The 23,533-nt window shown below is 64.8% G+C and carries 23 protein-coding genes and 1 pseudogene; 16 read left to right on the top strand and 8 right to left on the bottom strand.

All coding sequences use genetic code 11. From position 1 onward, the window contains the following. Positions 1 to 141 (bottom strand): annotated as a pseudogene (locus L2I41_RS08000) (ribonuclease PH); the annotation flags it as partial. 152 nt (positions 142 to 293) lie between these two features. On the opposite strand from L2I41_RS08000, the gene L2I41_RS07995 reads away from it, so the two are divergent. The 4 genes from L2I41_RS07995 (at position 294) to L2I41_RS07980 (ending at position 5,173) form a co-directional block, all read left to right on the top strand. Beyond that, the gene (locus L2I41_RS07995) at positions 294 to 1,526 is read left to right on the top strand and encodes a class I SAM-dependent methyltransferase (protein WP_237153001.1); all 1,233 of its coding nucleotides are present in this window, start codon (positions 294 to 296) and stop codon (positions 1,524 to 1,526) included. Next, positions 1,523 to 2,347, top strand: coding sequence for a TrmH family RNA methyltransferase (locus L2I41_RS07990; RefSeq protein WP_237153000.1), 825 nt, complete (start codon positions 1,523 to 1,525; stop codon positions 2,345 to 2,347). The genes L2I41_RS07995 and L2I41_RS07990 overlap by 4 nt, the downstream gene beginning before the upstream one ends. An 85-nt stretch (positions 2,348 to 2,432) precedes the next feature. Beyond that, entirely contained in the window at positions 2,433 to 3,794 is a 1,362-nt protein-coding gene (locus L2I41_RS07985; RefSeq protein ID WP_237152999.1) for an aspartate aminotransferase family protein, read from the top strand. Between the two features lie 5 nt (positions 3,795 to 3,799). Then, positions 3,800 to 5,173, top strand: coding sequence for a glutamine synthetase family protein (locus L2I41_RS07980; RefSeq protein WP_237152998.1), 1,374 nt, complete (start codon positions 3,800 to 3,802; stop codon positions 5,171 to 5,173). Positions 5,174 to 5,256: 83 nt separating this feature from the next. Here L2I41_RS07980 and ppk2 read toward each other — a convergent pair whose 3' ends face one another. Further along, the gene (gene ppk2, locus L2I41_RS07975; protein WP_237153013.1) at positions 5,257 to 6,093 is read right to left on the bottom strand and encodes a polyphosphate kinase 2; all 837 of its coding nucleotides are present in this window, start codon (positions 6,091 to 6,093) and stop codon (positions 5,257 to 5,259) included. Positions 6,094 to 6,441: 348 nt separating this feature from the next. On the opposite strand from ppk2, the gene L2I41_RS07970 reads away from it, so the two are divergent. The 10 genes from L2I41_RS07970 to cysK all read left to right on the top strand — a co-directional run bounded on the left by L2I41_RS07970 (position 6,442) and on the right by cysK (position 17,147). Beyond that, complete coding sequence (locus L2I41_RS07970) at positions 6,442 to 7,773, top strand: ATP-binding protein (protein WP_237152997.1); 1,332 nt, start codon at positions 6,442 to 6,444, stop codon at positions 7,771 to 7,773. Between the two features lie 165 nt (positions 7,774 to 7,938). Next, on the top strand, positions 7,939 to 8,976 hold the full coding sequence (locus L2I41_RS07965) for a substrate-binding domain-containing protein (RefSeq protein ID WP_237152996.1): 1,038 nt from the start codon (positions 7,939 to 7,941) through the stop codon (positions 8,974 to 8,976). A gap of 79 nt (positions 8,977 to 9,055) precedes the next feature. Then, a complete protein-coding gene (pstC, locus tag L2I41_RS07960; protein WP_237152995.1) occupies positions 9,056 to 10,513 on the top strand; it encodes a phosphate ABC transporter permease subunit PstC in 1,458 nt (485 codons plus the stop codon). Further along, on the top strand, positions 10,510 to 11,832 hold the full coding sequence (gene pstA / locus L2I41_RS07955; RefSeq protein ID WP_237152994.1) for a phosphate ABC transporter permease PstA: 1,323 nt from the start codon (positions 10,510 to 10,512) through the stop codon (positions 11,830 to 11,832). The genes pstC and pstA overlap by 4 nt, the downstream gene beginning before the upstream one ends. A 110-nt stretch (positions 11,833 to 11,942) precedes the next feature. Next, the gene (gene pstB, locus L2I41_RS07950; RefSeq protein WP_237152993.1) at positions 11,943 to 12,755 is read left to right on the top strand and encodes a phosphate ABC transporter ATP-binding protein PstB; all 813 of its coding nucleotides are present in this window, start codon (positions 11,943 to 11,945) and stop codon (positions 12,753 to 12,755) included. Positions 12,756 to 12,778: 23 nt separating this feature from the next. Further along, a complete protein-coding gene (phoU, locus tag L2I41_RS07945; protein ID WP_237152992.1) occupies positions 12,779 to 13,489 on the top strand; it encodes a phosphate signaling complex protein PhoU in 711 nt (236 codons plus the stop codon). 7 nt (positions 13,490 to 13,496) lie between these two features. Next, on the top strand, positions 13,497 to 14,189 hold the full coding sequence (gene phoB, locus L2I41_RS07940; RefSeq protein WP_237152991.1) for a phosphate regulon transcriptional regulator PhoB: 693 nt from the start codon (positions 13,497 to 13,499) through the stop codon (positions 14,187 to 14,189). 115 nt (positions 14,190 to 14,304) lie between these two features. Next, on the top strand, positions 14,305 to 15,519 hold the full coding sequence (coaBC, locus tag L2I41_RS07935; RefSeq protein ID WP_237152990.1) for a bifunctional phosphopantothenoylcysteine decarboxylase/phosphopantothenate--cysteine ligase CoaBC: 1,215 nt from the start codon (positions 14,305 to 14,307) through the stop codon (positions 15,517 to 15,519). 40 nt (positions 15,520 to 15,559) lie between these two features. Further along, positions 15,560 to 16,018: a dUTP diphosphatase gene (gene dut / locus L2I41_RS07930; RefSeq protein WP_237152989.1), complete on the top strand. Its 459-nt coding sequence runs from the start codon at positions 15,560 to 15,562 to the stop codon at positions 16,016 to 16,018. A 163-nt stretch (positions 16,019 to 16,181) separates the two neighbouring features. Further along, entirely contained in the window at positions 16,182 to 17,147 is a 966-nt protein-coding gene (cysK, locus tag L2I41_RS07925) for a cysteine synthase A (protein WP_237152988.1), read from the top strand. Positions 17,148 to 17,161: 14 nt separating this feature from the next. Here the strand turns inward: cysK and L2I41_RS07920 are convergent, their stop codons facing one another. From L2I41_RS07920 to L2I41_RS07895, 6 genes are all read right to left on the bottom strand, one after another. Next, positions 17,162 to 17,692 carry an NUDIX hydrolase gene (locus L2I41_RS07920; RefSeq protein ID WP_237152987.1) on the bottom strand — a complete coding sequence of 177 codons (531 nt, stop codon included), beginning with the start codon at positions 17,690 to 17,692 and terminating at the stop codon, positions 17,162 to 17,164. A 115-nt stretch (positions 17,693 to 17,807) separates the two neighbouring features. Next, positions 17,808 to 18,515, bottom strand: a complete 708-nt coding sequence (gene dnaQ, locus L2I41_RS07915) for a DNA polymerase III subunit epsilon (RefSeq protein ID WP_237152986.1) — start codon at positions 18,513 to 18,515, stop codon at positions 17,808 to 17,810. 32 nt (positions 18,516 to 18,547) lie between these two features. Further along, the gene (coaE, locus tag L2I41_RS07910) at positions 18,548 to 19,150 is read right to left on the bottom strand and encodes a dephospho-CoA kinase (protein WP_237152985.1); all 603 of its coding nucleotides are present in this window, start codon (positions 19,148 to 19,150) and stop codon (positions 18,548 to 18,550) included. After that, a complete protein-coding gene (locus L2I41_RS07905; protein ID WP_237152984.1) occupies positions 19,147 to 19,965 on the bottom strand; it encodes a shikimate dehydrogenase in 819 nt (272 codons plus the stop codon). The genes coaE and L2I41_RS07905 overlap by 4 nt, the downstream gene beginning before the upstream one ends. Next, a complete protein-coding gene (locus L2I41_RS07900; RefSeq protein WP_237152983.1) occupies positions 19,962 to 20,555 on the bottom strand; it encodes a Maf-like protein in 594 nt (197 codons plus the stop codon). Before L2I41_RS07900 ends, L2I41_RS07905 begins: the two co-directional genes overlap by 4 nt. Positions 20,556 to 20,560: 5 nt before the next feature. Next, positions 20,561 to 21,418 (bottom strand): pyruvate, water dikinase regulatory protein, encoded by an 858-nt coding sequence (locus tag L2I41_RS07895; RefSeq protein WP_237152982.1) that lies wholly within the window; start codon positions 21,416 to 21,418, stop codon positions 20,561 to 20,563. A 557-nt stretch (positions 21,419 to 21,975) separates the two neighbouring features. Here L2I41_RS07895 and hemE point away from each other — a divergent pair. Then, positions 21,976 to 23,001 carry a uroporphyrinogen decarboxylase gene (hemE, locus tag L2I41_RS07890; RefSeq protein WP_237153012.1) on the top strand — a complete coding sequence of 342 codons (1,026 nt, stop codon included), beginning with the start codon at positions 21,976 to 21,978 and terminating at the stop codon, positions 22,999 to 23,001. Continuing rightward, positions 22,998 to 23,435, top strand: a complete 438-nt coding sequence (gene hemJ, locus L2I41_RS07885) for a protoporphyrinogen oxidase HemJ (protein WP_237152981.1) — start codon at positions 22,998 to 23,000, stop codon at positions 23,433 to 23,435. The genes hemE and hemJ overlap by 4 nt, the downstream gene beginning before the upstream one ends. Positions 23,436 to 23,533 lie beyond the last annotated feature (98 nt).

The raw sequence follows: 23,533 nt of genomic DNA, 5'->3' as shown, positions 1-23,533 counted from the left end.
CACCTTTTCGTCCACCGACGCGGTCACCAGCACATGGGTCTCGCCGAACTTGACGAGGCAGGAGCCTTCCGCATGGCGCGACACGCCGCGTTCGAGGGACACGGGGCGCAATTCATTTGGCGCTCTACGGGAGGGACGCATCAGGCAACTCCGGCTCTGGCATTCAGGTTGGCGGCCCTTGTAGACCCGGGGGACCGGGAGGTAAAGGGCGCAAACACGCCATGCATGGCCTTCAAAGCGGCGCACGACGGTGTATAAGGGGCGAAAATCTCGTTTGCTGAAGAAAGATCGCCGTGGCTCGCAAAGAACCGCCCCGGACCGCCAATCGCTCCGCCCCGTCCCAACGCGCCGCCAAGGGCGGTGAACGCGCGCCTGAACGCCTCAAGGACAGCCCGCGTCCCGAGCGCGGTCCCGCCCGCCCCGCCGGTGCACCGGAGCTCAAGCGCCCCATGCCGGCGCTGCTCGGCCCGCGGCTTGCGCAAGAGGCGATCGGCGAAGTGCTGGTCACCGAGGGCTGGGACGACTATCGCCTCCTCGACATGGGCGAAGGCGCCAAGCTTGAACGCTATGGGGCGCTGACCGTGGTTCGTCCCGAGCCGCAGGCCATGGGGCCGCGCCGTCTCGCGCCCGCCGTCTGGGACGCGGCCGGCGCCGCCTTCACCGGAGATACCGAGGAGGAAGGCCCCGGCCGCTGGCGCATCGCGCCGGGCGTTGGCCAGACCTGGGAGATCGGCGTCGACGCCATCCCGATCGTCTGCCAACTCACTTCCTTCCGCCATGTGGGCATCTTCGCCGAGCAATATGCCCATTGGTCGTGGATGGCCGAGAAACTGAAGGCGCTCGCTTCGCCTTCGAGCTTCGTGCCGAATGGCACCCGAGCAGACCCGCGAGGCGGCGCGCATGCGCCGAGACAGGAAATGCCCCTTGTGCCGAATGGCACCCGAGCGGACGCGCGAGGCGGCGCGCATGCGCCGAAAGAAGGGAACCAGAAACCCCAGCTGCTCAATCTGTTCGGCTATACCGGCGTCGCCTCGCTGATCGCCGCCAAGGCCGGCGCAGAGGTGACCCATGTGGACGCCTCCAAGAAGTCGGTGGCCTGGGGCCGTGACAATCAGGCGCTGGCCGGCCTTGAGAATGCGCCGATCCGCTGGATCGTCGACGATGCGGTGAAGTTCTGCGAGCGCGAGGTGCGGCGCGGCCGGCTCTATGACGGCATCCTGCTCGATCCGCCGCGCTTCGGCCGCGGTCCGGACGGCGAGGTGTGGTCGCTGGGTGAGGACCTGCCGCACATGCTCGACCTGGTGCGCCAGATCCTGAAGCCCGGCCCCTCCTTCATGGTGCTGACGGCCTATGCCATCCGCGCAAGCTTCCTGTCGATCCACGAACTGACCGCCGACCTCTTCGGCCACCGACTTGGGCGCATCTCCTCGGGCGAGCTGGTGGTGCGCGAAACGGGCGATCCCAGCCGTCCCGGCCGTCTGCTTTCCACCTCCATGTTCTCCCGCTTCGAAGGCTCTTCGTCATGACCGATCGCACACAGGCCGGCGAGGTCAAGCAGATCTCCTCGCTCACCAACCCCTGGGTCAAGGATGTGCGCGCGCTGTCCATGAAGAAGACGCGCGACGAAACCGGACAGTTCCTCGGCGAGGGCCTGAAGCTCGTCACCGACGCGCTGGCGGAGAACTGGCCGGTGGACGCCATCGCCTTCACGCCAGCGGTGCGCGAGCAGCCGCATGTGGCCAAGGCGGCGGCAACGGTGCGGGCGCGCGGCGGTTCGGTGATGGAAGTGAGCGAAGCGGTGCTCGCCAAGATCACGCGACGCGAAAACCCGCAGATGGTGGTCGGCGTGTTCCGCCAGCGGCTCAAGCCGCTCAAGGAGGTCAAGGTCGGCAAGGGCGAGCTCTATGTGGCGCTCGAACAGGTGCGCGATCCCGGCAATCTCGGCACCATCATCCGCACGGTGGATTCGGTCGGCGCCAAGGGCGTGATCCTGGTGGGCGAGACCTGCGACCCCTATTCCTTCGAGGCAGTGCGCGCCACCATGGGCTCCATGTTCCACGTGCCGCTGAGCCGCACGTCCCGCGAGGCCTTCATCGACTGGGCGAGGGCAGGCTCTCTTCGCCTCGTCGGCACGCACCTCAAGGCGACCCATGACTATCGCAAGGTCGAGAGCGAGGCCCCCACAGTTCTGGTGATGGGCAACGAGCAGGCGGGTATGACCGACGAGATGAGCGAAGCCTGCACCGTCCGCGTCAAGATCCCCATGGCCGGCCAGGCAGACAGCCTCAACCTGGCGGTCGCGACCGGCGTGATGCTCTATGAACTCAGGCGGGAAGCGCTCAGCTGAGCGCTGCGGTCTCACCCTTCCGGCCTATGGACAAATCCCCCGCGTTGATGCCACCTTTGCCGCCCCGCTTCTCCGGTTCGTAAAAATGGCATCCGCAACACTTTCTTCCGCTTCCCTGGCCCGGCTGATTGCCGAGGAAAAGGCGCTTTACGTCTCCCGCAATCCCGCTTCGGCCGAGCTTTCGGTGCGCGCCGGGCGGCATTTTCCGGGCGGCGTGCCGCTGCACTGGATGAATGACTGGGGGACGCCCTTTCCGTTGACGGTGGCGAGCGCCAAGGGCGCCGAGGTCATCGACGCCGACGGCCATGTCTATGCGGACTTCTGCCTGGGCGACACCGGCGCCATGTTCGGCCATTCGCCCGACCCGGTGGTCGCCGCCATCGAGACCGCGGTGAAGACCGGCATGACCGCCATGATGCCGTCGACCGATACGGCGGTGGTGGGCGCGCTCCTGTCGTCGACCTTTGCCCTGCCCTATTGGCAGGTGACGCAGACCGCCTCCGATGCCAACCGCGCCGTGATCCGCTGGGCGCGCGGCCTCACCGGCCGCCCGCGGCTGATGGTGTTCGAGGGCTGCTATCACGGCCAGGTGGACGATGCCTTCGTCACCCGGGATCAGGCCGGACATACCATCGTCCGCGCAGGCCTGATCGGCCAGGTCTATGACATCTCGCGCACCAGCGTTTCCGTGCCCTTCAACGATCTGGCTGCCGCCGAGGCCGAACTCTCCAAGGGCGATGTGGCGCTGGTTCTGACCGAACCGGCGCTGACCAATACCGCCATGGTGCTGCCGGCGCCGGGCTATCTCGACGGTCTTGCGGCGCTTTGCCGCAAGTATGGCAGCCTGCTCTGCATCGACGAGACCCATACCGTTTCGACCGCGCGCGGCGGCTATGCCAAGGCGCATGGGCTGAAGCCCGACTTCCTCGTGGTGGGCAAACCGATCGCCGGCGGTCTGCCCGCCGCCGTCTTCGGCTTCACCGCTGAGGTGGAAACCGCCATGGGCGAGCTCAACCGCCGCCGTCCCGCCGGCTATTCGGGCATCGGCACCACGCTGTCGGGCAACATGCTGCAGCTCGCCGCCATGCGGGCGACGCTTGACCAGGTGATGACCGACGCGGCCTACCGGCACATGCACCGGCTGGCCGACAAGCTGGCCGACGGTCTTGCCACCGCCATCGACGCGCACGGCCTGCCCTGGTCGGTGACGCGACTGGGCGCGCGCGCCGAGATCGTGCATTCGCCGGTGCCGCTCTCCGACGGCGCGCACGCGCACCGCACCGTCGACCACGATCTCGAAGGGGCGATCCACCTGTTCCTCCTGAACCGGGACGTGATCGTCACCCCCTTCCACAACATGACTCTGGTGTCGCCGGCCACCACCGACGCCCATGTGGACCGCCTGCTCGGCGTGTTCGATCTCGCGCTTGATGCGCTTCTGAGGTGATTTCCATGTCTTCCGTCAAGCTGGCCGATGCGGGCGAGATCGAGGCTTTCCTCGCCGCCAACCCCGACATCGTGCAGTTCGAATGCTTCCTGACCGACAGCTCCGGCGTGCAGCGGGGCAAGATCCTGCGTCGCTCCGAAGTGCTCGGGGCCTACAAGAACGGCCGTCCCCTGCCCTGCTCCATCCTGTCGCTCGACATCAAGGGCGCCGATGTGGAGGAGACGGGCCTTGTCTGGGACGAGGGCGACAGCGATCGCCCCTGCCGACCGGTGGCCGGCACGCTGACGCGCACGCCCTGGAAGACGACGCCGACGGCGCAATTCATCCTGACGAGCTACGAGCGGGACGGGTCCGGCTCGCTCGCCGATCCGCGCCATGCACTGGCGCGTGTCATCGACCAGGCGCATGCGCTCGGCTATCGGCCCGTCGCGGCGGTGGAACTCGAGTTCTACCTGCTCGACGGCAAGGCGGCCGCGGACGGGCGCATTCAGCCACCGACGGCGCCCAACGGGTTCCGCCAGAGCGAGTTCCAGGCCTATCTGGTGCAGGACCTCTCGGATTTCTCCGGCTTTCTCGACGAAGTGTATGCCGCTGCCGAGATCGCCGGCCTGCCGGCACGCACGCTGATTTCGGAATATTCACCGGGCCAGCTGGAGATCGTGCTCGAGCATCGCGACGATCCCTTGCGGGCCGCCGACGACGCCATCCTGTGGAAGCGCCTCGTCAAGGGTGTCGCGGAAAAGCACGGCTATGTCGCCACCTTCATGGCCAAGCCCTATGCGGAGTTTGCCGGCTCTGGCACGCATTTCCATGTGAGCTTTGCCGACGAGGCCGGCAACAACCTGTTCGCCGGTGCCGAGCCCGAGGGCAACGAGCTGCTGCGCCAGGCCATCGCCGGGCTCGAAGTCACCATGGCCGAGAGCATGGCGCTGTTTGCGCCCAACGCCAACAGCTACCGCCGCTTCAAGGCCAACTCCTATGCGCCGCTCGGGCCGGCCTGGGCGGTCGAGAACCGGTCGGTGCCGATCCGCGTCACGGCCGGACCGCCGAAGACGCGTCACCTCGAACAGCGTGTGTCGGGGGCCGACGCCAACCCCTATGTCGCCATGGCCGCGGTGATCGCGGGTATGCTGGAGGGCATAGAGAAGAAGCTGGAACCGTCCAGGCCGATCGTCGGCAACGGTTATGAGCAGATCCCGCCGTCGCTGCCGCGCCACTGGCCGGATGCCTTGCGCCGGGCGCGGGCGTCGGAGTTCCTCAAGCGCCGCCTGGGCGAACGCTTCATGGACGTGTTCCTGACCATCAAGGAAGCCGAGTGCGACCGCTTCTTCGGCGAAATCTGCGACCGCGACATTCACTGGTATCTGCGTCTCGCCTGACCCCGGAACAGGCCTGCACAAACAGAGACGCCGGAGCCCGAGGGCTACCGGCGTCCCGTCACGTCAAGCGGTGGGGTTCCGGGTCAGTCCTTGATCTTCAGGAACTTCGGCCCCTTGCCGAGGATCTTGCCGTCGATGTCGCCGATGGCCGCGAGATTCTTGCGATCATAATCGAGCAGCGACAGCACATGGCGAATGGCGTTGAGGCGGGCGCGCTTCTTGTCGTTGGAGCGGATGACGATCCACGGACTCAGGTCCGAATGCGTCGCCTTCAGCATGCGATTGCGCGCCAGGGTATATTCGTCCCACATGCCCAAGGCCTTGAGGTCGACCGGCGACAGCTTCCAGATCCTCAGGGGATCGTGGCGGCGATCGTGGAAGCGCTTGAGCTGCATCTCGCGGCCGATGTCGAGCCAGATCTTCACCAGCACGATGCCTTCGTGGATCAGCATGCGCTCGAAACTCGGCACTTCCGTCAGGAAGAGATCGGCTTCCTCGGGCTTGCAGAAGCCCATGACCGGCTCGACGACGCCGCGGTTGTACCAGGAGCGGTCGAACAGCACGATCTCGCCGCGGGTCGGCAGTTCCAGGGCGTAACGCTGGAAATACCACTGGCCGCGCTCGACGTCCGAGGGCTTGGTCAGCGCCACATGGCGGGCGGAGCGGGGGTTCATGTATTCGAGGAAGGTACCGATTGTGCCACCCTTGCCGGCGGCGTCGCGACCCTCGAACAGCACGACGATGCGCTTGCCCTGGTCGTTGACCCATTTCTGCATCTTGACCAGTTCGATCTGCAGCAGGCGCAGCTCCTCGAGATAGGGCTTCTCCTTGAGGCTTTCCTTGTAAGGATAGCCGCCCGATGTCAGGGCGTTCTGCTCGATTTCCTCGGGCAGATAGGGATTGTCGAGGTCGAAGACCATCTTGCCGTAGGTGATCGGCGGGGCCTGCGGCGCCTGTGTGGCCAGGACGGCGGCCCCTTCGCGCGCGGCGATCAACTCCACCTTGGATTCCCACTGCCGAGCCGGCGTTGCGGCTTTCACTTCTTTCTTGCCCACAGCGTTCCCCCAGTTCCCTGAACGGTTGGCGGCGGTTTGCGGCCCGTCCCCGTCCGACGCGCCAAAATCCACAGCCGGCTTGCGCTCGCCATGACCTGATTGTCATAAAGAGCTGATAGATCCGTGGTCCTCCGCTTGACTGCCAAAGTCCACGGTACAACCTGTTCCTGAATTGCACAGAGTCGCCCTGAAGCGTGAACGGCTGGTGAATGAATGAGCCAAGAGACCGAAAATCGCGGTGGCGAACATGTCGTTCCGCAGGAGGGATCGCCTGAACCGCGTCCGGATGGCCGTCTTTGGGGCATCTTCGCGGTTGGCGCCCTGATCTGGGGACTGGCCTGGGCGGCCTTCGACATTCCCATCGTCGAAGCGGCCCTGGCGGTGATGGGCATGATCGGTGCGGCCGCGACGATGACCCGCTATGCGCCGAAGGTGATCGAAGGTCGTCCCCAGGTGACCGGGCAGGCTTTTCCGGTCTGGCCCGAAACGGGCATGAAGATGCTGCTCGACGCGCTGGATGAGGCCGCCTTCCTGACCGATGCCGAGGGCATCGTGCGCTTTCAGAACCGGGCGGCGAAGGACAGTTTCGGCATCACCCGCGCCGGCGATCCCCTGTCCTTCCGCCTGCGCGTGCCGGAAGTGCTGGAGGCGCTGTCGAAGGCCTGCAATGGCGGCGTGGCGGAACCGGTGCGCTTTGTCCTGCGCGGTCCGTCCGAGCGGCACATGACCGCCACCTGCAAGGCGCTGCACCGGCCCAAGCACGCGACGCGCCAGCGGCCCGACTTCGTTCTGGTACATTTTCACGACGACACGGAAATGGTGCGCGTCGATCGCATGCGCGGCGACTTCATCGCCAATGCCAGCCACGAACTGCGCACGCCGCTGGCCTCGCTCACCGGCTTCATCGAGACCTTGCTGGGTCCGGCGCGCAAGGATGAGCAGAATCGCGAGCGCTTCCTCAAGATCATGCTGGAGCAGGCCCAGCGCATGGGCCGCCTCATCGACGATCTCCTGTCGCTGACGCGTGTGGAAATGCGGGCGCATCAGCGTCCGACCGGGCGGATCGACCTCCGGGACATGGTCGCACGCGGTGCCGACATGCTGACGCCGGTGGCCGGCCAGCGGCAGGCGACCATCAGCGTGCACCTGCCCGATGCGCCGGCGCTGGTGGTGGGCGACCATGACGAACTGTTGCAGGTGCTGACCAATCTCGTCGAGAATGCCATCAAATACGGTCGTGAAGGTGGCACGGTCGGCGTTCGTGTCGAAGGGGAAACCGACGTCGCGGGCGAGCCTGGCTGGGCGCTGAGCGTCAGCGACGACGGGCCCGGCATTGCGCCCGAACATCTGCCGCGCCTGACCGAGCGCTTCTACCGCGTTGATGCCGCCCGATCGCGTGAGCAGAAGGGAACCGGCCTCGGGCTCGCCATCGTCAAGCACATTCTCAACCGGCACCAGGGTCTCATGAAGATCCGCTCCGAGGTCGGTGTTGGGACAGAGGTTCACATCTGGCTGCCCTCTGCGCAGGGCTCTTCTGACAAATAAGGGAATACCATCAATTAAATCAATAATTTACACTGTCATAAATCCTTCTGAAAATTGTCATAGAACGGTTGCGGGCGGTCACTAGGTTGCCCCGCATCGGCCTTGGCACGGGTCATCCGACCTGACGCCGCCGACTGTCTCGACCCATTCAACGGGAGCAGAACCGTGAAATTCTCCACCGCTGCCAGCAGCCTCGCCCTGGGCGTCGCCGCCCTCTTCCCCGCCGCCGCCTTTGCGGCCGACCAGATCCATGTGGCCGGCTCCTCGACGGTGCTGCCCTATGCGACCATCGTCGCCGAGGCCTTTGCCGAAGCCAACCCGTCCTTCAAGGCCCCGATCGTCGAGGGCGGCGGCACCGGTGCCGGCCTCAAGGAATTCTGCAAGGGCGCTGGCGAAGACACCATCGACGTCGCCAATGCCTCGCGTCCGATCAAGGCCGAAGAGCTGGATGCCTGCAAGGCCGCCGGCGTGACCGAAGTCCAGGAAGTCAAGATCGGCTATGACGGCATCGTCTTCGCCTCGGACATCAAGGGCCCGGACTTCGCCTACGAGCCGGCTGACTGGTTCAACGCCATCGGCGCCAAGGTGCTGAAGGACGGCCAGCTGGTCGACAACACCAATGCCAAGTGGTCCGACGTCAAGGCCGGCTTCCCTGACTGGGATATCGCCGCCTATATCCCGGGCGAAAAGCACGGCACCCGTGAAGTCTTCGAGCAGAAGCTGCTGCTCGCAGGCTGCAAGGCCACCAAGGCCTATGACGCCTATGTCGCTTCGGGTCTGGCCAAGGCCGACGCCGAGAAGGCCTGCGTCAAGATCCGCAAGGACGGCAAGGCTGTGGACATCGACGGCGAGTATAACGAAACCCTCGCCCGCATCGACAGCAACAAGACCGGTATCGGCGTGTTCGGTCTCGCTTTCTACGAGAACAACAAGGACAAGCTGAAGGTCGCCACCGTCTCCGGCATCACGCCGTCGACCGAGACCATCGCCAAGGGCACCTACCCGGTTTCCCGTCCGCTGTTCTTCTACGTCAAGAAGGCTCACCTCGGCGCCGTCCCCGGCCTCAAGGAATATGTCGAGTTCTTCCTGAACGACAAGATGATCGGCCCGCGTTCGCCGGCCGCTGAAAAGGGCCTCGTCCCGGCGCCGAAGGAAGAGCGCAAGGCCGCTCTCGCCGACTTCAAGGCCGGCAAGACCCTCTGATACCCATCATGATGACGGGGGAGTCCGGTCCGGACTCCCCCGTTTTACAGTTTGCATGCCGTAGTTTTTTGGGGGTGACATGGGACCGCTTTGGCTGCTTGCCTTGATCGCAGGTCTTTCGCTGTTCGGTTTTGCGATCGGGCGCTGGAAGTCCGTAGCCCTCGCCCGGGAAGGACGCCAGCCAATGGCCGCGCGCCCGGCCCATTACGGCTCCTTCGTGCTGGTCTGGACCGCCATTCCGGCCGTCATCGTGCTGATCCTGCTGTCGATCGGCCGTCCCTATATCGCCGACCACGCCGTTCGGGCCCATCTGCCCGATAATGTGCTGGCCGATGAGACCAACCTCTCCCTGGCGATCGCCAATGTCGAGCAGGTGGCCAACGGCCTGAAGACGGTCACGCCCGACGAGATGCAGAACATCAAGATCGGCGTCGTCACGGCGCGTTCGGTGTTCGCCAAGCATGGCGTGCCGCTGGCAGGCGATGTCGAGCCCTATCAGCTCGCCGCCGCCATCTCGCTCAATGCCATCCGCGCCACCCTCTCCGATATCACCGATGTCACCGTCTCCCTGGTGACCGCGCTGTGTCTGGTGTTCGCCTTCATCCGCATCAAGCCGCGTCTGCGGGCGCGGACCGCCGTCGAGCGCGTCATTCTGGTGCTGCTGATCCTGGCGTCGTCGGTTGCGGTGCTGACCACGATCGGCATCGTGCTGTCGATGCTGTTCCAGGCCCTGCACTTCTTCTCCATGGTGTCCCCCGCCAACTTCTTCCTCGGCACCGTCTGGGATCCGCGGTTTGCGGCCGCCGGTTCGCAGGAAAGCGGCCAGTTCGGCTTCCTGCCGCTCGCCTGGGGCACGCTGTTCATCTCCTTCTTCGCCATGCTGGTGGCGGTGCCTGTCGGCCTGTTCTCGGCGATCTACATGTCCGAGTATGCTTCCAGCCGGGTTCGCTCGGTGGCCAAGCCGCTCCTCGAGATCCTCGCCGGCATCCCCACCATCGTCTACGGCTTCTTTGCGCTGACCACCGTCGGCCCGGCGATCCGCGACTATGTGGCGGTGCCCTTCGGTCTCGGCACCTCCGGCAACAACGTGATCACCGCCGGCCTGGTGATGGGCATCATGCTGATCCCTTATGTCTCCTCGCTCAGCGACGACATCATCACCGCCGTGCCGCGCGCCCTGCGCGACGGTTCGCTCGGCCTTGGTGCCACGCGGTCGGAGACGGTGAAGCAGGTGGTTCTCCCCGCGGCGCTGCCCGGCATCGTCGGCGCCATTCTGCTCGCAGCTTCCCGTGCCATCGGCGAGACCATGATCGTGGTGCTGGCTGCCGGCGTTGCCGCCAACATGAGCCTCAACCCGTTCACCGAGATGACGACGATCACCGTGAAGATCGTCAACCAGCTGACCGGCGACCTGGAATTCACCAGTCCCCAGACCCTGGTGGCCTTCGCGCTCGGCATCACGCTGTTCGTTGCGACGCTGGCCCTCAACGTGCTCGCCCTCACCATCGTCCGGAAGTATCGGGAGCAGTATGAATGACCGCGACCCTCTCGCATAACACGCCCGAGCAGGCGCTGATCGTCTCCCATATCGACCTCGGACTCCAGCGTCGCTACCGCTCCGAACGCCGCTTCCGCGCCTATGGCATTGCCGCGCTGACTTTCGGCATTCTCTGCCTGGTGCTGCTGTTCTCCTCGATCATCTCGCGCGGCTACACCGCCTTCGAGCAGACCCGCATCACGCTGAAGGTGGATTTCGATCCGGCGATCGTCGCGCCGGATGGCAACCGCAGCGCCGAGGCAATCATGGGCGGCGACGCCTTCCGCTTCGACGACCTGTTCTCTGCCACTGTTCAGAAGAGCCTCGAGATCAGCCCCGACGACGAGGACGGTCTCTATGACGCGCTCGACCTGTTCTCCAAGGGGTCGAGCCCGATGCTGCGTCAGATGCTGGCGCAGGATCCTGCCTTGATCGGGACCACGAAGGACGTCGAGTTCTACGCCACCGGTGACGTCGACTCCTTCGTCAAGGGCTCGATCCGCGCCGACATTCCCGAAAGTCAGCGCAATATCAAGGACAAGCACATCGTCCTCATCACAAAGCTGAAGGACAGCGGTGCCCTGCATCTCGCCTTCAACACGGGCCTGTTCACCTTCGGTGCGTCCACGCGTCCGGAAGTGGCCGGTGTGGGCGTGGCGGCGATCGGCTCGCTCTACATGATGCTGGTGGTGCTGTCGCTGTCGCTGCCGCTTGGTGTGGCCGGTTCGATCTATCTCGAAGAATTCGCCCCGAAGAACCGCTGGACCGACCTCATCGAGGTCAACATCAACAATCTCGCGGCCGTGCCCTCGATCGTCTACGGCATGCTCGGTCTTGCCGTCTTCATCAACTTCGCCCATCTGCCCCGCTCGGCCAGCCTGGTCGGTGGTCTGGTGCTGACCTTGACGACGCTGCCGACGGTGATCATCTCGACCCGCGCCGCGCTGAAAGCGGTGCCGCCGTCCATCCGTGACGCCGGCCTCGGCATCGGCGCCTCGAAGATGCAGACGGTGTTCCACCATGTGCTGCCGCTGGCCGTGCCTGGCATCCTCACCGGCACCATCATCGGCCTCGCCCATGCCCTGGGTGAGACCGCGCCGCTGCTGATGATCGGCATGAAGGCCTTCGTGGTCGACTATCCCGCCACGCCGCTCGATCCCGCGACGTCGCTGCCGACCCAGATCTACATGTGGGCGACCGAACCCGAGCGCGCCTTCATCGAGCGCACCTCGGCCGCCATCATGGTTCTGCTGGCCTTCCTGCTCGCCATGAACAGCTGCGCCGTCCTCCTGCGCCGCATGTTCGAACGCCGCTGGTAAGCCGCCCGCCTTTCAGGGACCGGTTCCGGCAGTTGCTCTCGCCTCGTGCAAAACGCAGCGCACATGCCGGTTTCGATCCAAGTGCCGATTTTTCCTGGAGTTACGTGTCCATGTCCTCTTCCCCGGCTCCGTTCCAGACCATCAGAACGCCCGACGCCAGCCCGCGTCCCACCAAGATCCACGCCGACGGCGTCAAGGTCATCTATGGCACCAAGCAGGCGCTGCATGGCGTCTCCATCGACATCGGCGAGAAGTCGGTCACGGCCTTCATCGGACCGTCGGGCTGCGGCAAGTCCACCTTCCTGCGCTGCATCAACCGGATGAACGACACGATCGTCGGCGCCCGTGTCGAGGGCAAGATCACGCTGGATGGCGAAGACATCTACAACACCGACCTCGACGTTGTCGAATTGCGCGCCCGCGTCGGCATGGTGTTCCAGAAGCCCAATCCGTTCCCCAAGTCGATCTTCGACAACGTGGCTTATGGTCCGCGCATCCATGGTCTGGCCAAGTCCAAGGCGGATCTTGAGGAAATCGTGGTGACCTCGCTGCAGAAGGCCTCGCTCTACAACGAGGTGAAGGACCGCCTGCAGGAGCCCGGCACCGGTCTGTCCGGCGGCCAGCAGCAGCGTCTGTGCATCGCCCGCGCCATCGCCGTGTCGCCGGAAGTGATTCTGATGGACGAGCCGTGCTCGGCGCTGGACCCGATCGCCACGGCCAAGGTCGAGGAACTGATCGACGAGCTGCGCACCAACTACACGATCGTCATCGTCACCCACTCCATGCAGCAGGCCGCGCGCGTGTCGCAGCGCACCGCCTTCTTCCACCTCGGCCATCTGGTCGAGGAGGGTCCGACCGACCACATCTTCACCAATCCGCTTGAGCAGCGTACTCAGGATTACATCACCGGCCGCTTCGGCTGACCGGAAACAGGGAGACGAACGCCATGGAACACACTGTTTCCGCCTATGAAGACGAGCTCAAGCAGCTGGCGCGTCGCGTCACCGAGATCGGTGGCCTTGCCGAACGCGCCGTGGCCGACTCGGTTCAGGCGCTGACGCGCATCGACGTGGAACTGGCCCGCAAGGTGGTGGCCGGCGACGCGCAGATCGACGCGCTGCAGCACATCACCGAGGATCTCGCCATCCTCACCATCGCCAAGCGCCAGCCGATGGCCGTGGACCTGCGCGAAATCGTCGGTGCCATGCGCATTGCCGGCGACCTCGAGCGTGTCGGCGATCTCGCCAAGAACATTGCCAAGCGCGTCGCCGCCATCTCCGGCAGCTTCCCCAACAAGCAGTTGGTCACCGGTGTCGAGCATCTCGCCGAGATCGCCCTGTTGCAGCTCAAGACCGTTCTCGACGCCTATGGCAGCCGCGACGACAAGGCCGCCCATCTGGTACGCCAGCGCGACGACGAGATCGACGCGCTCTACACCTCGCTGTTCCGCGAACTCCTCACCTACATGATGGAAGATCCGCGCAACATTTCCTTCTGCATCCATCTTCTGTTCTGCGCCAAGAACATCGAGCGCATCGGCGATCACGCTACCAACATCGCGGAAACCGTGCACTACATGGTCACCGGCAACGTCTATGCCGACGAACGGCCGAAGGCCGATCAGTCGATCGCAGCGACGCAGACCCAACCGAACTGAGACCGCCATGGCCAAGGTGATGATCGTCGAGGACGAGGAAGCCGTATCCTTGATGCTGCGCTACAACCTCGAAGCGGAAGGCTTCGAGGTTGAGCAGGCCTTCCGGGGCGACGATGCGGACATCCGTCTCAAGGAAATCGTGCCGGATCTCCTGCTGCTCGACTGGATGCTGCCGGGCGTGTCCGGCATCGAGCTCTGCCGTCGCCTGCGCGGCCGGCCGGAAACCGAGCGCATGCCGATCATCATGCTGACCGCGCGCGGCGAGGAATCCGAGCGCGTGCGGGGTCTCGCCACCGGCGCTGACGACTATGTGGTCAAGCCCTTCTCGGTGCCCGAACTGGTCGCCCGCGTGAAGGCAATGCTGCGCCGGGCCAAGCCCGAAACGGTGTCCAACCTGCTCACCGCCGGCGACATCGAACTCGACCGCGAGACGCGGCGCGTGCGCCGGTCGAGCCGCGAGGTGCATCTTGGGCCGACCGAATTCCGCCTGCTCGAGTTCCTGATGCAGTCGCCCGGTCGCGTCTATTCGCGCGAACAGCTGCTCAACGGCGTCTGGGGCCACGACGTCTATGTGGACGAACGCACCGTCGACGTTCACGTGGGGCGCCTGCGCAAGTCGATCAACCGCGGCCGCGCCAAGGATCCGATCCGTACCGTGCGCGGCGCCGGTTACTCCTTCGACGAGAAATTCCTGGGCTAAGCGCCTGAAAGCGGCTGCGATCAGACGGTTAGCCCCGCCCGCCGCATGCCTGTTGCGCTTTGCACTTTGCCCTGTGCTCATGTAGGGTCGCCCGCGCAAGATCCGGCGGAGACCATTGATGCTCAAGGGCAAGCGCATCCTTCTGGTAATCGGCGGCGGCATCGCCGCCTACAAGGTGCTGGACCTCATTCGCCGGCTGAAAGAGCGCGGCGCTGACGTCCGCGCCATCATGACCGCTGGCGGCCAGCATTTCGTGACGCCGCTCTCGGTCGGCGCGCTAACGGGCAACAAGGTCCACACCGATCTGTTCGACCTCGCCGATGAACAGGATATCGGCCATATCGCCCTGTCGCGCGATTGCGACCTGATCGTTGTCGCGCCTGCGACCGCCAATCTGATCGCTCGCATGGCGCACGGCCAGGCCGATGAACTGGCAACCGCCAGCCTGCTGGCGGCCGCCGCGCCCATCATCGTCTGTCCGGCGATGAACCCCCGCATGTGGTCGCACCCGGCGACGCAGCGCAACGTGGCGCAGATCAAGGCCGACGGCGCCACCATCATCGGGCCTGCAGCCGGCAAGATGGCCGAGCGCGGCGAGGAAGGGGTCGGGCGCCTGCCGGAGCCGCTCGAAATCGTCGGCAAGATCGAAGACTTCCTGCGGCTGAGATCCGGGACGGGCCCGTTGGCGGGCCGGCATGTGCTGGTCACCTCCGGTCCGACACTCGAACCCATTGATCCCGTTCGCTATATCGCCAACCGTTCCTCCGGCAAGCAGGGGCACGCCATCGCGGCTGCGGCCGCTCGCGCCGGCGCACGGGTGACGCTCGTTTCGGGTCCGGTCCGTCTCGCCGATCCCGAGGGCGTGACCACGGTGCATGTGGAAACCGCTCTTGAAATGCTCGCCGCCGTGGAAGCGGCGCTGCCGGCCGACATCGCCATCATGGCCGCTGCGGTGGCCGACTGGCGCGTGCGTTCGGCGGCGGCGGCCAAGATCAAGAAGGACGGGTCCGGCGCGGTGCCGCCGCTGGCACTGACCGAGAACCCGGATATCCTCAGCACGGTCGGTCATGGTTCGCAGCGGCCGAAGATCCTGGTCGGATTCGCCGCCGAAACGAATGACGTGATCGACAATGGCAGCGTCAAGCTGAAGGCCAAGGCGGCCGATTTCATCGTCGCCAACGACGTGTCGCCCGAGCATGGCGTCATGGGCGGCGAGCGCAACATGGTGCATGTGATCAGCCGCGACGGTGTCGACCACTGGCCGCAGATGGACAAGACCGAGGTTGCCGAGCGGCTGATCGCCCTGTTCGCGTCCCGGCTCAACGCCTGACCCTCGCCTCGACAACCGTCCTCAACTCCGGAGAAGCTGCATGCTCGTCATCCCCGTTCAGCGCCTGCCGCACGGCGCCGATCTCGCCCTGCCCGTGGCGCAAACCGCTGGCGCTGCCGGCCTTGACCTCGTGGCGGCGGTGGATGCGCCCGTCGTGCTTGCGCCCTTGGCGCGCGCGCTGGTTCCTACGGGCATCGCCATCGCCCTGCCGGAGGGCTTTGAAGCCCAGGTGCGGCCCCGCTCCGGCCTTGCCGCCAAGCATGGCGTCACCGTGCTGAACGCGCCGGGGACCGTGGATGCCGACTATCGCGGCGAGATCAAGGTCATCCTGATCAATCTGGGTGCCGAGCCCTTCACCGTCACGCGCGGCGACCGCATTGCCCAGATGGTGGTGGCGCCGGTGACGCGGGCGAGCCTCAGGGAAGTCTACGTCCTGCCACCGACAGATCGGGGCGAGGGCGGCTTCGGCTCCACCGGACTTCAGGGCGGCAACAGCTAGCTGGAAATTTTCTTCTATCGTCCGGCTTCTCTTTGGAACAAAATCCTAAGCGATCGGCTGGGAACGAGCCTTCATGACTCGCTGCTGCTCGACGTCCCCGATATGATCCCTTCCATTGGACGGGACGGGTCCGCTCGATTTTCCATCCGCGAAGGATCATATCATGACCAAGATTTCGCGCCGTGGCCGCGGCAAGATTTACGATTCCATCGTCGACACGATCGGCGATACGCCGCTCGTCCGCTTCGACAAGCTGGCCGCCGCCAACGGCGTCAAGGCGAAGATCGTCGGCAAGCTGGAGTTCTTCAATCCGATCGCCTCGGTCAAGGACCGCATCGGCGTCTCGCTGATCGAAGCGCTCGAGGAAGCCGGCAAGATCACGCCAGGCCAGTCCACCCTCATCGAGCCGACCTCGGGCAACACCGGCATTGCGCTCGCCTTCGTGGCGGCCGCCAAGGGCTATCGCCTGATCCTGGTGATGCCGGAGTCCATGTCGATCGAACGGCGCAAGATGCTGAAGCTGCTCGGCGCCGAGCTGGAGCTCACGGAAGCTGCCAAAGGCATGAAGGGCGCGATCGCCAAGGCTGAAGAGCTGGCCGCGTCCATCCCGGGTGCCGTCATTCCGCAGCAGTTCGCCAATCCGGCCAATCCCGAGATCCATCGCGCCACCACGGCCGAGGAAATCTGGAACGACACCAACGGCAATGTCGACATCTTCGTCTCGGGCGTCGGTACCGGCGGCACCATCACCGGCGTCGGCCAGGTGCTGAAGGCGCGCAATCCCAACGTCAAGATCGTTGCCGTCGAGCCGGCGGAGAGCCCGGTTCTGTCGGGCGGTTCACCCAGCCCGCACAAGATCCAGGGCATCGGCGCCGGCTTCGTGCCGAGCGTGCTCGACACCAAGATCTACGACGAGATCATTCAGGTCGCTTCGGAAGATGCCCTGGTGACCGCCCGTTCGGTGGCGCGGATCGAAGGCGCTCCGGTCGGCATTTCCTCGGGCGCGGCTCTCGCGGCTGCCATTCGCCTCGGTCAGCGGCCGGAAAACGAAGGCAAGACGATCGTCGTGATCATCCCGTCCTTTGCCGAACGCTATCTGTCGACGGTTCTGTTCGAAGGTCTGGCCTGACCTCGGTCAGGCGTTCATCGGCCGACCAGTTCGAACTGGTCGGCGGTGAGGGCGGCACCTGCAAATGCCTTTGAGGCGTCCGAGTCCAACTCGGGCGCCTTTTTCGTCGAGCGGCCCTGCTGGCTCTCGGCAAAGGAGCGGATCAGATCGCCGACGCCCGCATCGGACACCCGATCGGCCGCTTCCTCGACGGAGAAGAACTGCACTTCCCGCTGTCCCTTTTCCAGCCAGCTGGATTTCTGCCGGACCACTTCAAGGGGGTAGACGTCCACCGTGACGGCTTCGGTGCCCTTGGGAAACTGCTTGCGATAGGTGAACTGGCCGAAGGCCTTGCGCGCGACCTTGCCGATCAGACCAGCCTCTTCCATGGCTTCGGTCTCGGCCGCCTCGCACTTCTTCAAGCCCTTGATGGGCCAACCCTTGGGCAGAATCCAGCGACCGCTGTCGCGTGTCGTAACCAGGACGACATCGATTGACCCGTCCTCGCTGCGGCGAAAGGGCAGGGCGGCAACTTGCTGGAACTTCTGTCTCGCAATTTTTGCCAATTATAACCTCGGAATAGCGTCCGGATTCGTGACTTCCTGGAGGATTCCAGCGCGATTTATAGCATTTTTCCGCAGAATCGACAATCGCGCGCGGGACAAAAATGCGACCAATCGCTCAACCGTCCTCGCCCAGGTAGCGCTTCCACAGGGCCTTGTCGCCCATGGCGCCAATGAACGAGGCGTGGGCTGCCTTTTCCGCCTCGGTCAGGCGGGAGGCGAGGGCTGTCGGACGCGGGCGCGCCGGTGCCCGGCCGGATTGGCCACGCGCGTCCGTGGTCTTCTCGGATGCTGCGGACAGACCAAGATCGGCCTGCCGGCCGCCGGTCAGCTCCAGATAGACTTCCGCCAAAAGTTCGGCGTCAAGCAAGGCGCCATGCTTCACGCGCTTGGACGAATCGATTCCGTAACGACTGCAGAGCGCGTCGAGGCTTGCCGGCGAACCGGGGTGCTTGCGGCGGGCCATCATCAGCGTATCGATGACGCGGTCGTTGCCGATCGCAGGGCGACCGCAGCGCTTCAGTTCGAAGTTGATGAAACCCATGTCGAACTGGGCATTGTGAATGACCAGCGTGGCATCGCCGAGAAAGGCGAGGAAATCTTCGACGACGTCTTCAAAGCGCGGCTTGTCGGCAAGAAAGGCTTCGGACAGGCCGTGCACGGCAAAGGCTTCCGCCGGCATGGGCCGATCGGGATTGAGATAGACGTGATAGATCTTGCCGGTTGGAAAGCGGTTGATGACCTCGACACCGCCGATTTCGACGAGGCGGTCGCCGGTTCTGGGATCAAGGCCCGTTGTTTCCGTATCGAAGACGATTTCGCGCATGGGTCATGTCTTGCCAGCCGCAGCCGCGTCACTCAACCGGATATGCGGCCTTTTCCCCCGGCAATCTCGGCAAGAAGCCGCTCAACGGCACCGGCGGCGGCCTCAATCCCTTGCGAAGTGTCGATCACATGGTCGGCGCGCGAGCGTTTGTCCGCATCCGGCATCTGTCGCGACAGGATGGACGCAAGGCGATCCTCGGTCATGCCGGGACGGGCCAGCACCCGAGCCCGCTGAATCTCGTCCGGTGCCGAAACGACCACGGTGCAGTCCACGTCGCGGTCGCGACCGGTCTCGAACAACAGGGGGATGTCGAGCAGGGCGGCCGGGGCGCCGTCCTGTCGGGCCTTGTCGATGAAGGCCTTTTCGGCCGCATGCACCACCGGATGAACGATGGCTTCGAGACGGGCGAGCGCGTCCCGGTTTCCGCTGACGCGCTCAGCCAGCTTGACCCTGTTGACACGGCCGTCATCGACAACGCCCGGAAAGGCGGCCTCGACCGCCTGGGCCAGCGGACCGGCATAGAGACGGTGCACCTCCGCATCGGCGTCGAATACGGGAATGCCCCGCGCGGCAAACAGGCCTGCCGTCGTGGTCTTGCCCATGCCGATCGATCCGGTGAGGCCGATGATGATCACAGGTCCGCCTCGATGATCTGTCGCAGCGCCGGCGTGACCTTCGGCCGAACCCCGAACCAGCGCTCGAAGCCTGGAACGGCCTGGTGCAACAGCATGCCCAGGCCGTCGACGGTGCGCAGGCCGCGCGCAGAGGCGCGTGCGAGAAAATCTGTGACGAGCGGTACATAGACGATGTCGGTGACCACGGTGGTGTCGCGGCACAGGGAGAAGTCGATGGGAACCTTGCCCTCGCCCTTCATGCCGAGCGAGGTGGCATTGACCACGAGCCCGGCTTGCCGCGCCAAGGCGGGGATCGCAGCAAAGTCATGGGCCGTCGTTCCGTGGCCGAAACGGAGGGCCAGGGCTTCGGCGCGTTCAACCGTCCGATTGGCCACCTGCACCGAAAAACCCCGTTCGATCAAGCCGTTGACGACCGCCGCCGTTGCGCCGCCGGCACCGATGACCAGGGCGACCTCCGGGTTGGCGTCCCAGCCGGGTGCGCCAGCGTCGAGGTTGGCAAGGAAGCCGGCCTGATCGGTATTTGTCGCCGCGAGCACGCCGTCTTCGAGCCAGAGCGTGTTGGCGACACCAAGTTTTTCGACGATGGCGTCATGCCGAACCGCACAGCGGGCGGCAATCTCCTTGTGGGGAATGGTGACGTTGGCGCCTACGAGACCGGACGCGGCGAAATCGCGAAAGAAGGCTTCGGCCCGTTCCGGTTCGAGTGCAAGGCGATCATAACTGCCGGCGATGCCAAGGGTTTCGAGCCAATGGCCGTGAATCAGCGGCGAGCGGGAATGGGCAATCGGCCATCCGATGACGGCGGCGTGTTTCATGCGTCGACGAGTCCCTGTTGGCGAAGAAAGTCGAGCAGCGGCAGGAGCGGCAGGCCGAGAATGGTGAAATGGTCACCGTCGATCTCTTCGAACAGCTGAATGCCCAAGCTCTCGATCTGGTAGCCGCCGACGCTCGACAGAATGCTGTCGCCGACGATGGACAGATATTGGCCGAGGAACATGGGCGATAGCTCGCGCATGGTGAGCGCGGCGCTGGAGACGTGGCGGAACAGGATTTCCCCATTGCGGGCAACGGACACGGCCGCGTGCAGGTGATGGGTCCGGCCCGACAGGCGCTGAAGCTGCCGGCGTGCGGCCTCGAGATCGTCCGGCTTGTGGAAGAGTTCGTCGACCAGCGCCAGCGTCTGGTCGGCACCGATCACCCAGGCGCCCGGGTGGCGCGTGGAGACCTCGGTGGCCTTCACATCGGCGAGGATCTGCGCCATGTCCTCCGGCGATATGCCGGAATCGGCCACCGATTCCTCGACGGCGCGTTCATCCACGTCGGGACGGGCCCGTTCGAAGATCAGGCCGGCCTGGGTCAACATGGCGGCGCGGGCGGCGCTGCCGGAAGCAAGAATGAGGGTCATGGGCGTCACTGGCTGTCGGGGAAGCGTTCAAGCATCTTGCCGTATCGGTGCTGGTCCCAAAGGGCAAGGATGGCGGCCGCGGTCTCCTCGATGGAGCGGCGCGTCACATCGATCATCGGCCAGCCGTGTTCGGCGCAGAGGCGCCGGGCATAGATGATTTCCTGACCGATGGCCGCCTTGTCCACATAGGACGAGTTCTGGTCCTTGTCGTTGAGGGCGAGAAGGCGGTTCTGGCGCACGTGCATGATACGTTCGGCCGTCGCCATCAGGCAGACCACCAGGGGTCGCTTGGCGGCGATCACCTTGGGCGGAATGGGAATGGAGGGCACCAGCGGCAGGTTGGCGGTGCGGATGCCGCGGTTGGCGAGATAGATGGACGTGGGCGTCTTCGAGGTGCGGCTGATGCCGATCAGCACCACGTCGGTCTCCTCGATATCCTCGGGCAGCAGGCCGTCGTCATGGGCGAGGGTGAAGTTCAGCGCGTCGATGCGGCGGAAATAGTCGGCGTCCATGGCGTGCTGGGCGCCGATGCGGCCGGTGATCGGCAGGTTCAGAAAGGACCGGAACACCTCGATGACCGGGTCGAGCACGTTGACGCAGGGAATGTTGGCGAGCTGGCAGGCTTCCTCGAGGCGCTGGGCGAGATCCTTCTGCACCAGCGTATAGAGCACGATGCCCGGGGCAGCCTCGATGTCGGTGATCACCCGCTCGACATGCCGGAGCGAGCGCACCAGCGGGTAGACATGCTCGATCGGCGAAATGGCGTCATATTGCGCCGCCGCCGCCCGGCCGACCGCCAGAAGGGTTTCGCCGGTGGAATCCGACACAAGGTGGATGTGGAAGAAGACCTCGCTACGCTTCATGGTCAGCCTCATTCCCCTTGCCGTCAGGCCGGCGCTGTCACCGCTGCGGCCACCGATTTGCAGACGCTCAAGTTCCCGTCATATCAGAGACTTGGCAAGGCTTTCCACAGGCTTGTCGGCGCGACGGGGAGGAAGGTGGAAAAATCGGCCTTTCGGCGAGGCCCGCCGCACGCTCTCCCGGAAGCCGGATTTTCATCCACAATGTCGGCTGTCGAGGGCCGATCGTCGCCGCCATTGTGGGCTCTGTGCACGAACGGAACTTGCTCTTAAGAGTTCCTTTATCATTTGCCACTCATCCCCATTAACCTTTCGTTAAGAATCCCAGGAGTCCGCCGAAAGTTGGACTTATCCACATAACCATTTGTTAACCCCTCGCTCGCCGTCCCCATTTGATGGCAAAGGGCGATGCGAAGAGGTTCCGATTGTGGAGGGCGGCGGATCCCTGCTATTCACGCCCTAACAAGAGAAGAAAATCTCTTCAGATAGACTCTTAAATTGATAAGTGAGGCGTCGTGGAGACCCAATCGTCGCGCCCTGCAGCCGAGCGTCAGCGCCGCATGATGGCCGTTCTTGCGGGGGAGGCCATCTGGCCGCCTCCGATCTGGATGATGCGCCAGGCCGGTCGCTATCTGCCGGAATATCGCGCCGTTCGTGCCGAAGCCGGCAGCTTCCTCGATCTATGCTATTCGCCAAGGCTTGCCACCGAAGTGACGCTGCAGCCGATCCGCCGGTTCGGCTTTGACGCTGCCATCCTGTTCTCCGACATCCTGGTCGTGCCGGATGCGCTTGGACAGAAGGTCTGGTTCGTCGAAGGGGAGGGACCCCGACTTGCGGAGACCTCGCTGGATGCCTTGGCCGATCTTGATCCCGGGACGGTGCTGGAACGCCTTCAGCCGGTGCTGGAGACCGTCGGCAGCATCCGCGCTGCCCTGCCATCGGAAACCACCCTGCTGGGCTTCTGCGGGGCGCCTTGGACGCTTGCGACCTACATGATCGCCGGTCGCGGCACGCCCGACCAGATGCCGGCCCGCCGGGCGCTGTTCGAGCACCGGCAGGCGGTGGAGCGACTGATCGACGTTCTGGTCGAGGCCTCGGTCGTCTACCTCACCGCCCAGCTCGAGGCCGGAGCCGACGCCGTGCAGGTGTTCGACACCTGGGCCGGGTCTCTGGATGACGAAGGCTTCGAGGCTTTTGCCATCGAGCCCATGCGGCGCATCGTCGAAGGCGTACGTGCCCGACGGCCTGACGCCCGCATCATCGGCTTTCCCAAGGGTGCCGGCGGACATCTCGCTTCCTATGCCCGCCGGACGGGCGTGGATGCGGTCGGCGTCGACTGGCAGGCCTCGCTCGACCATGTGCGCGATCAGGTGCAGCCGATCGTGCCCGTGCAGGGCAATCTCGATCCCCTGCACATGGTCACCGGCGGCGAAGGGCTCGACCGGGCCGTCGACCGCGTGCTCGACCATCTCGGCGCGGGCCCGCTGATCTTCAATCTCGGACACGGCATCACGCCCGACGGCAAGGCGGAGAATGTCGAACGGATGATCGCCCGCGTCCGCAAGGCTGAGCCGAGGTCCGCATGATCACCGATCTCTATTCCTGGCTGAAGGTGCTGCATGTGGTGTCGATGGTGGCCTGGATGGCCGGCATCTTCTATCTGCCGCGCCTGTTCGTCTATCACGTGGACGCCGAGATCGGTTCCAGGCAGTCCGACACCTTCAAGGTGATGGAGCGGCGGCTCTATCGCGGCATCATGATGCCGGCGATGATCTCCACCTGGGTCTTCGGTCTCTGGATCGGTGTCCTCGGGGGATGGTTCCAGGGCGTCTACTGGCTGCATGCGAAACTGATGTTCGTGGTGGGCCTCACCCTGTTTCACTTCCTGTGCGACGTCTGGCGCAAGGCCTTTGCGGCCGACGCCAACACGCACACCAGCCGATTCTTCAGGATCATCAACGAGGTACCGACATTGCTGCTGTTGGTGATCGTCATCCTGGTGATCATCAAGCCGTTCTGATTTGCCTGCGTGCATCCGGCGCCAGACCATGGCTCCGGTTGCGCTGGCCCACATGCGGATTCACGCACTCTTGCCCTCGTGAAACAAACGGGGTATAG

Source organism: Oryzibacter oryziterrae (genome assembly GCF_021864535.1).
GTDB classification, from domain to species: Bacteria; Pseudomonadota; Alphaproteobacteria; order Rhizobiales; family Pleomorphomonadaceae; genus Pleomorphomonas; species Pleomorphomonas oryziterrae.
The sequence above is the reverse complement of the archived record's forward strand: the minus strand, read 5'-3'. Positions and strand labels throughout refer to the sequence as shown.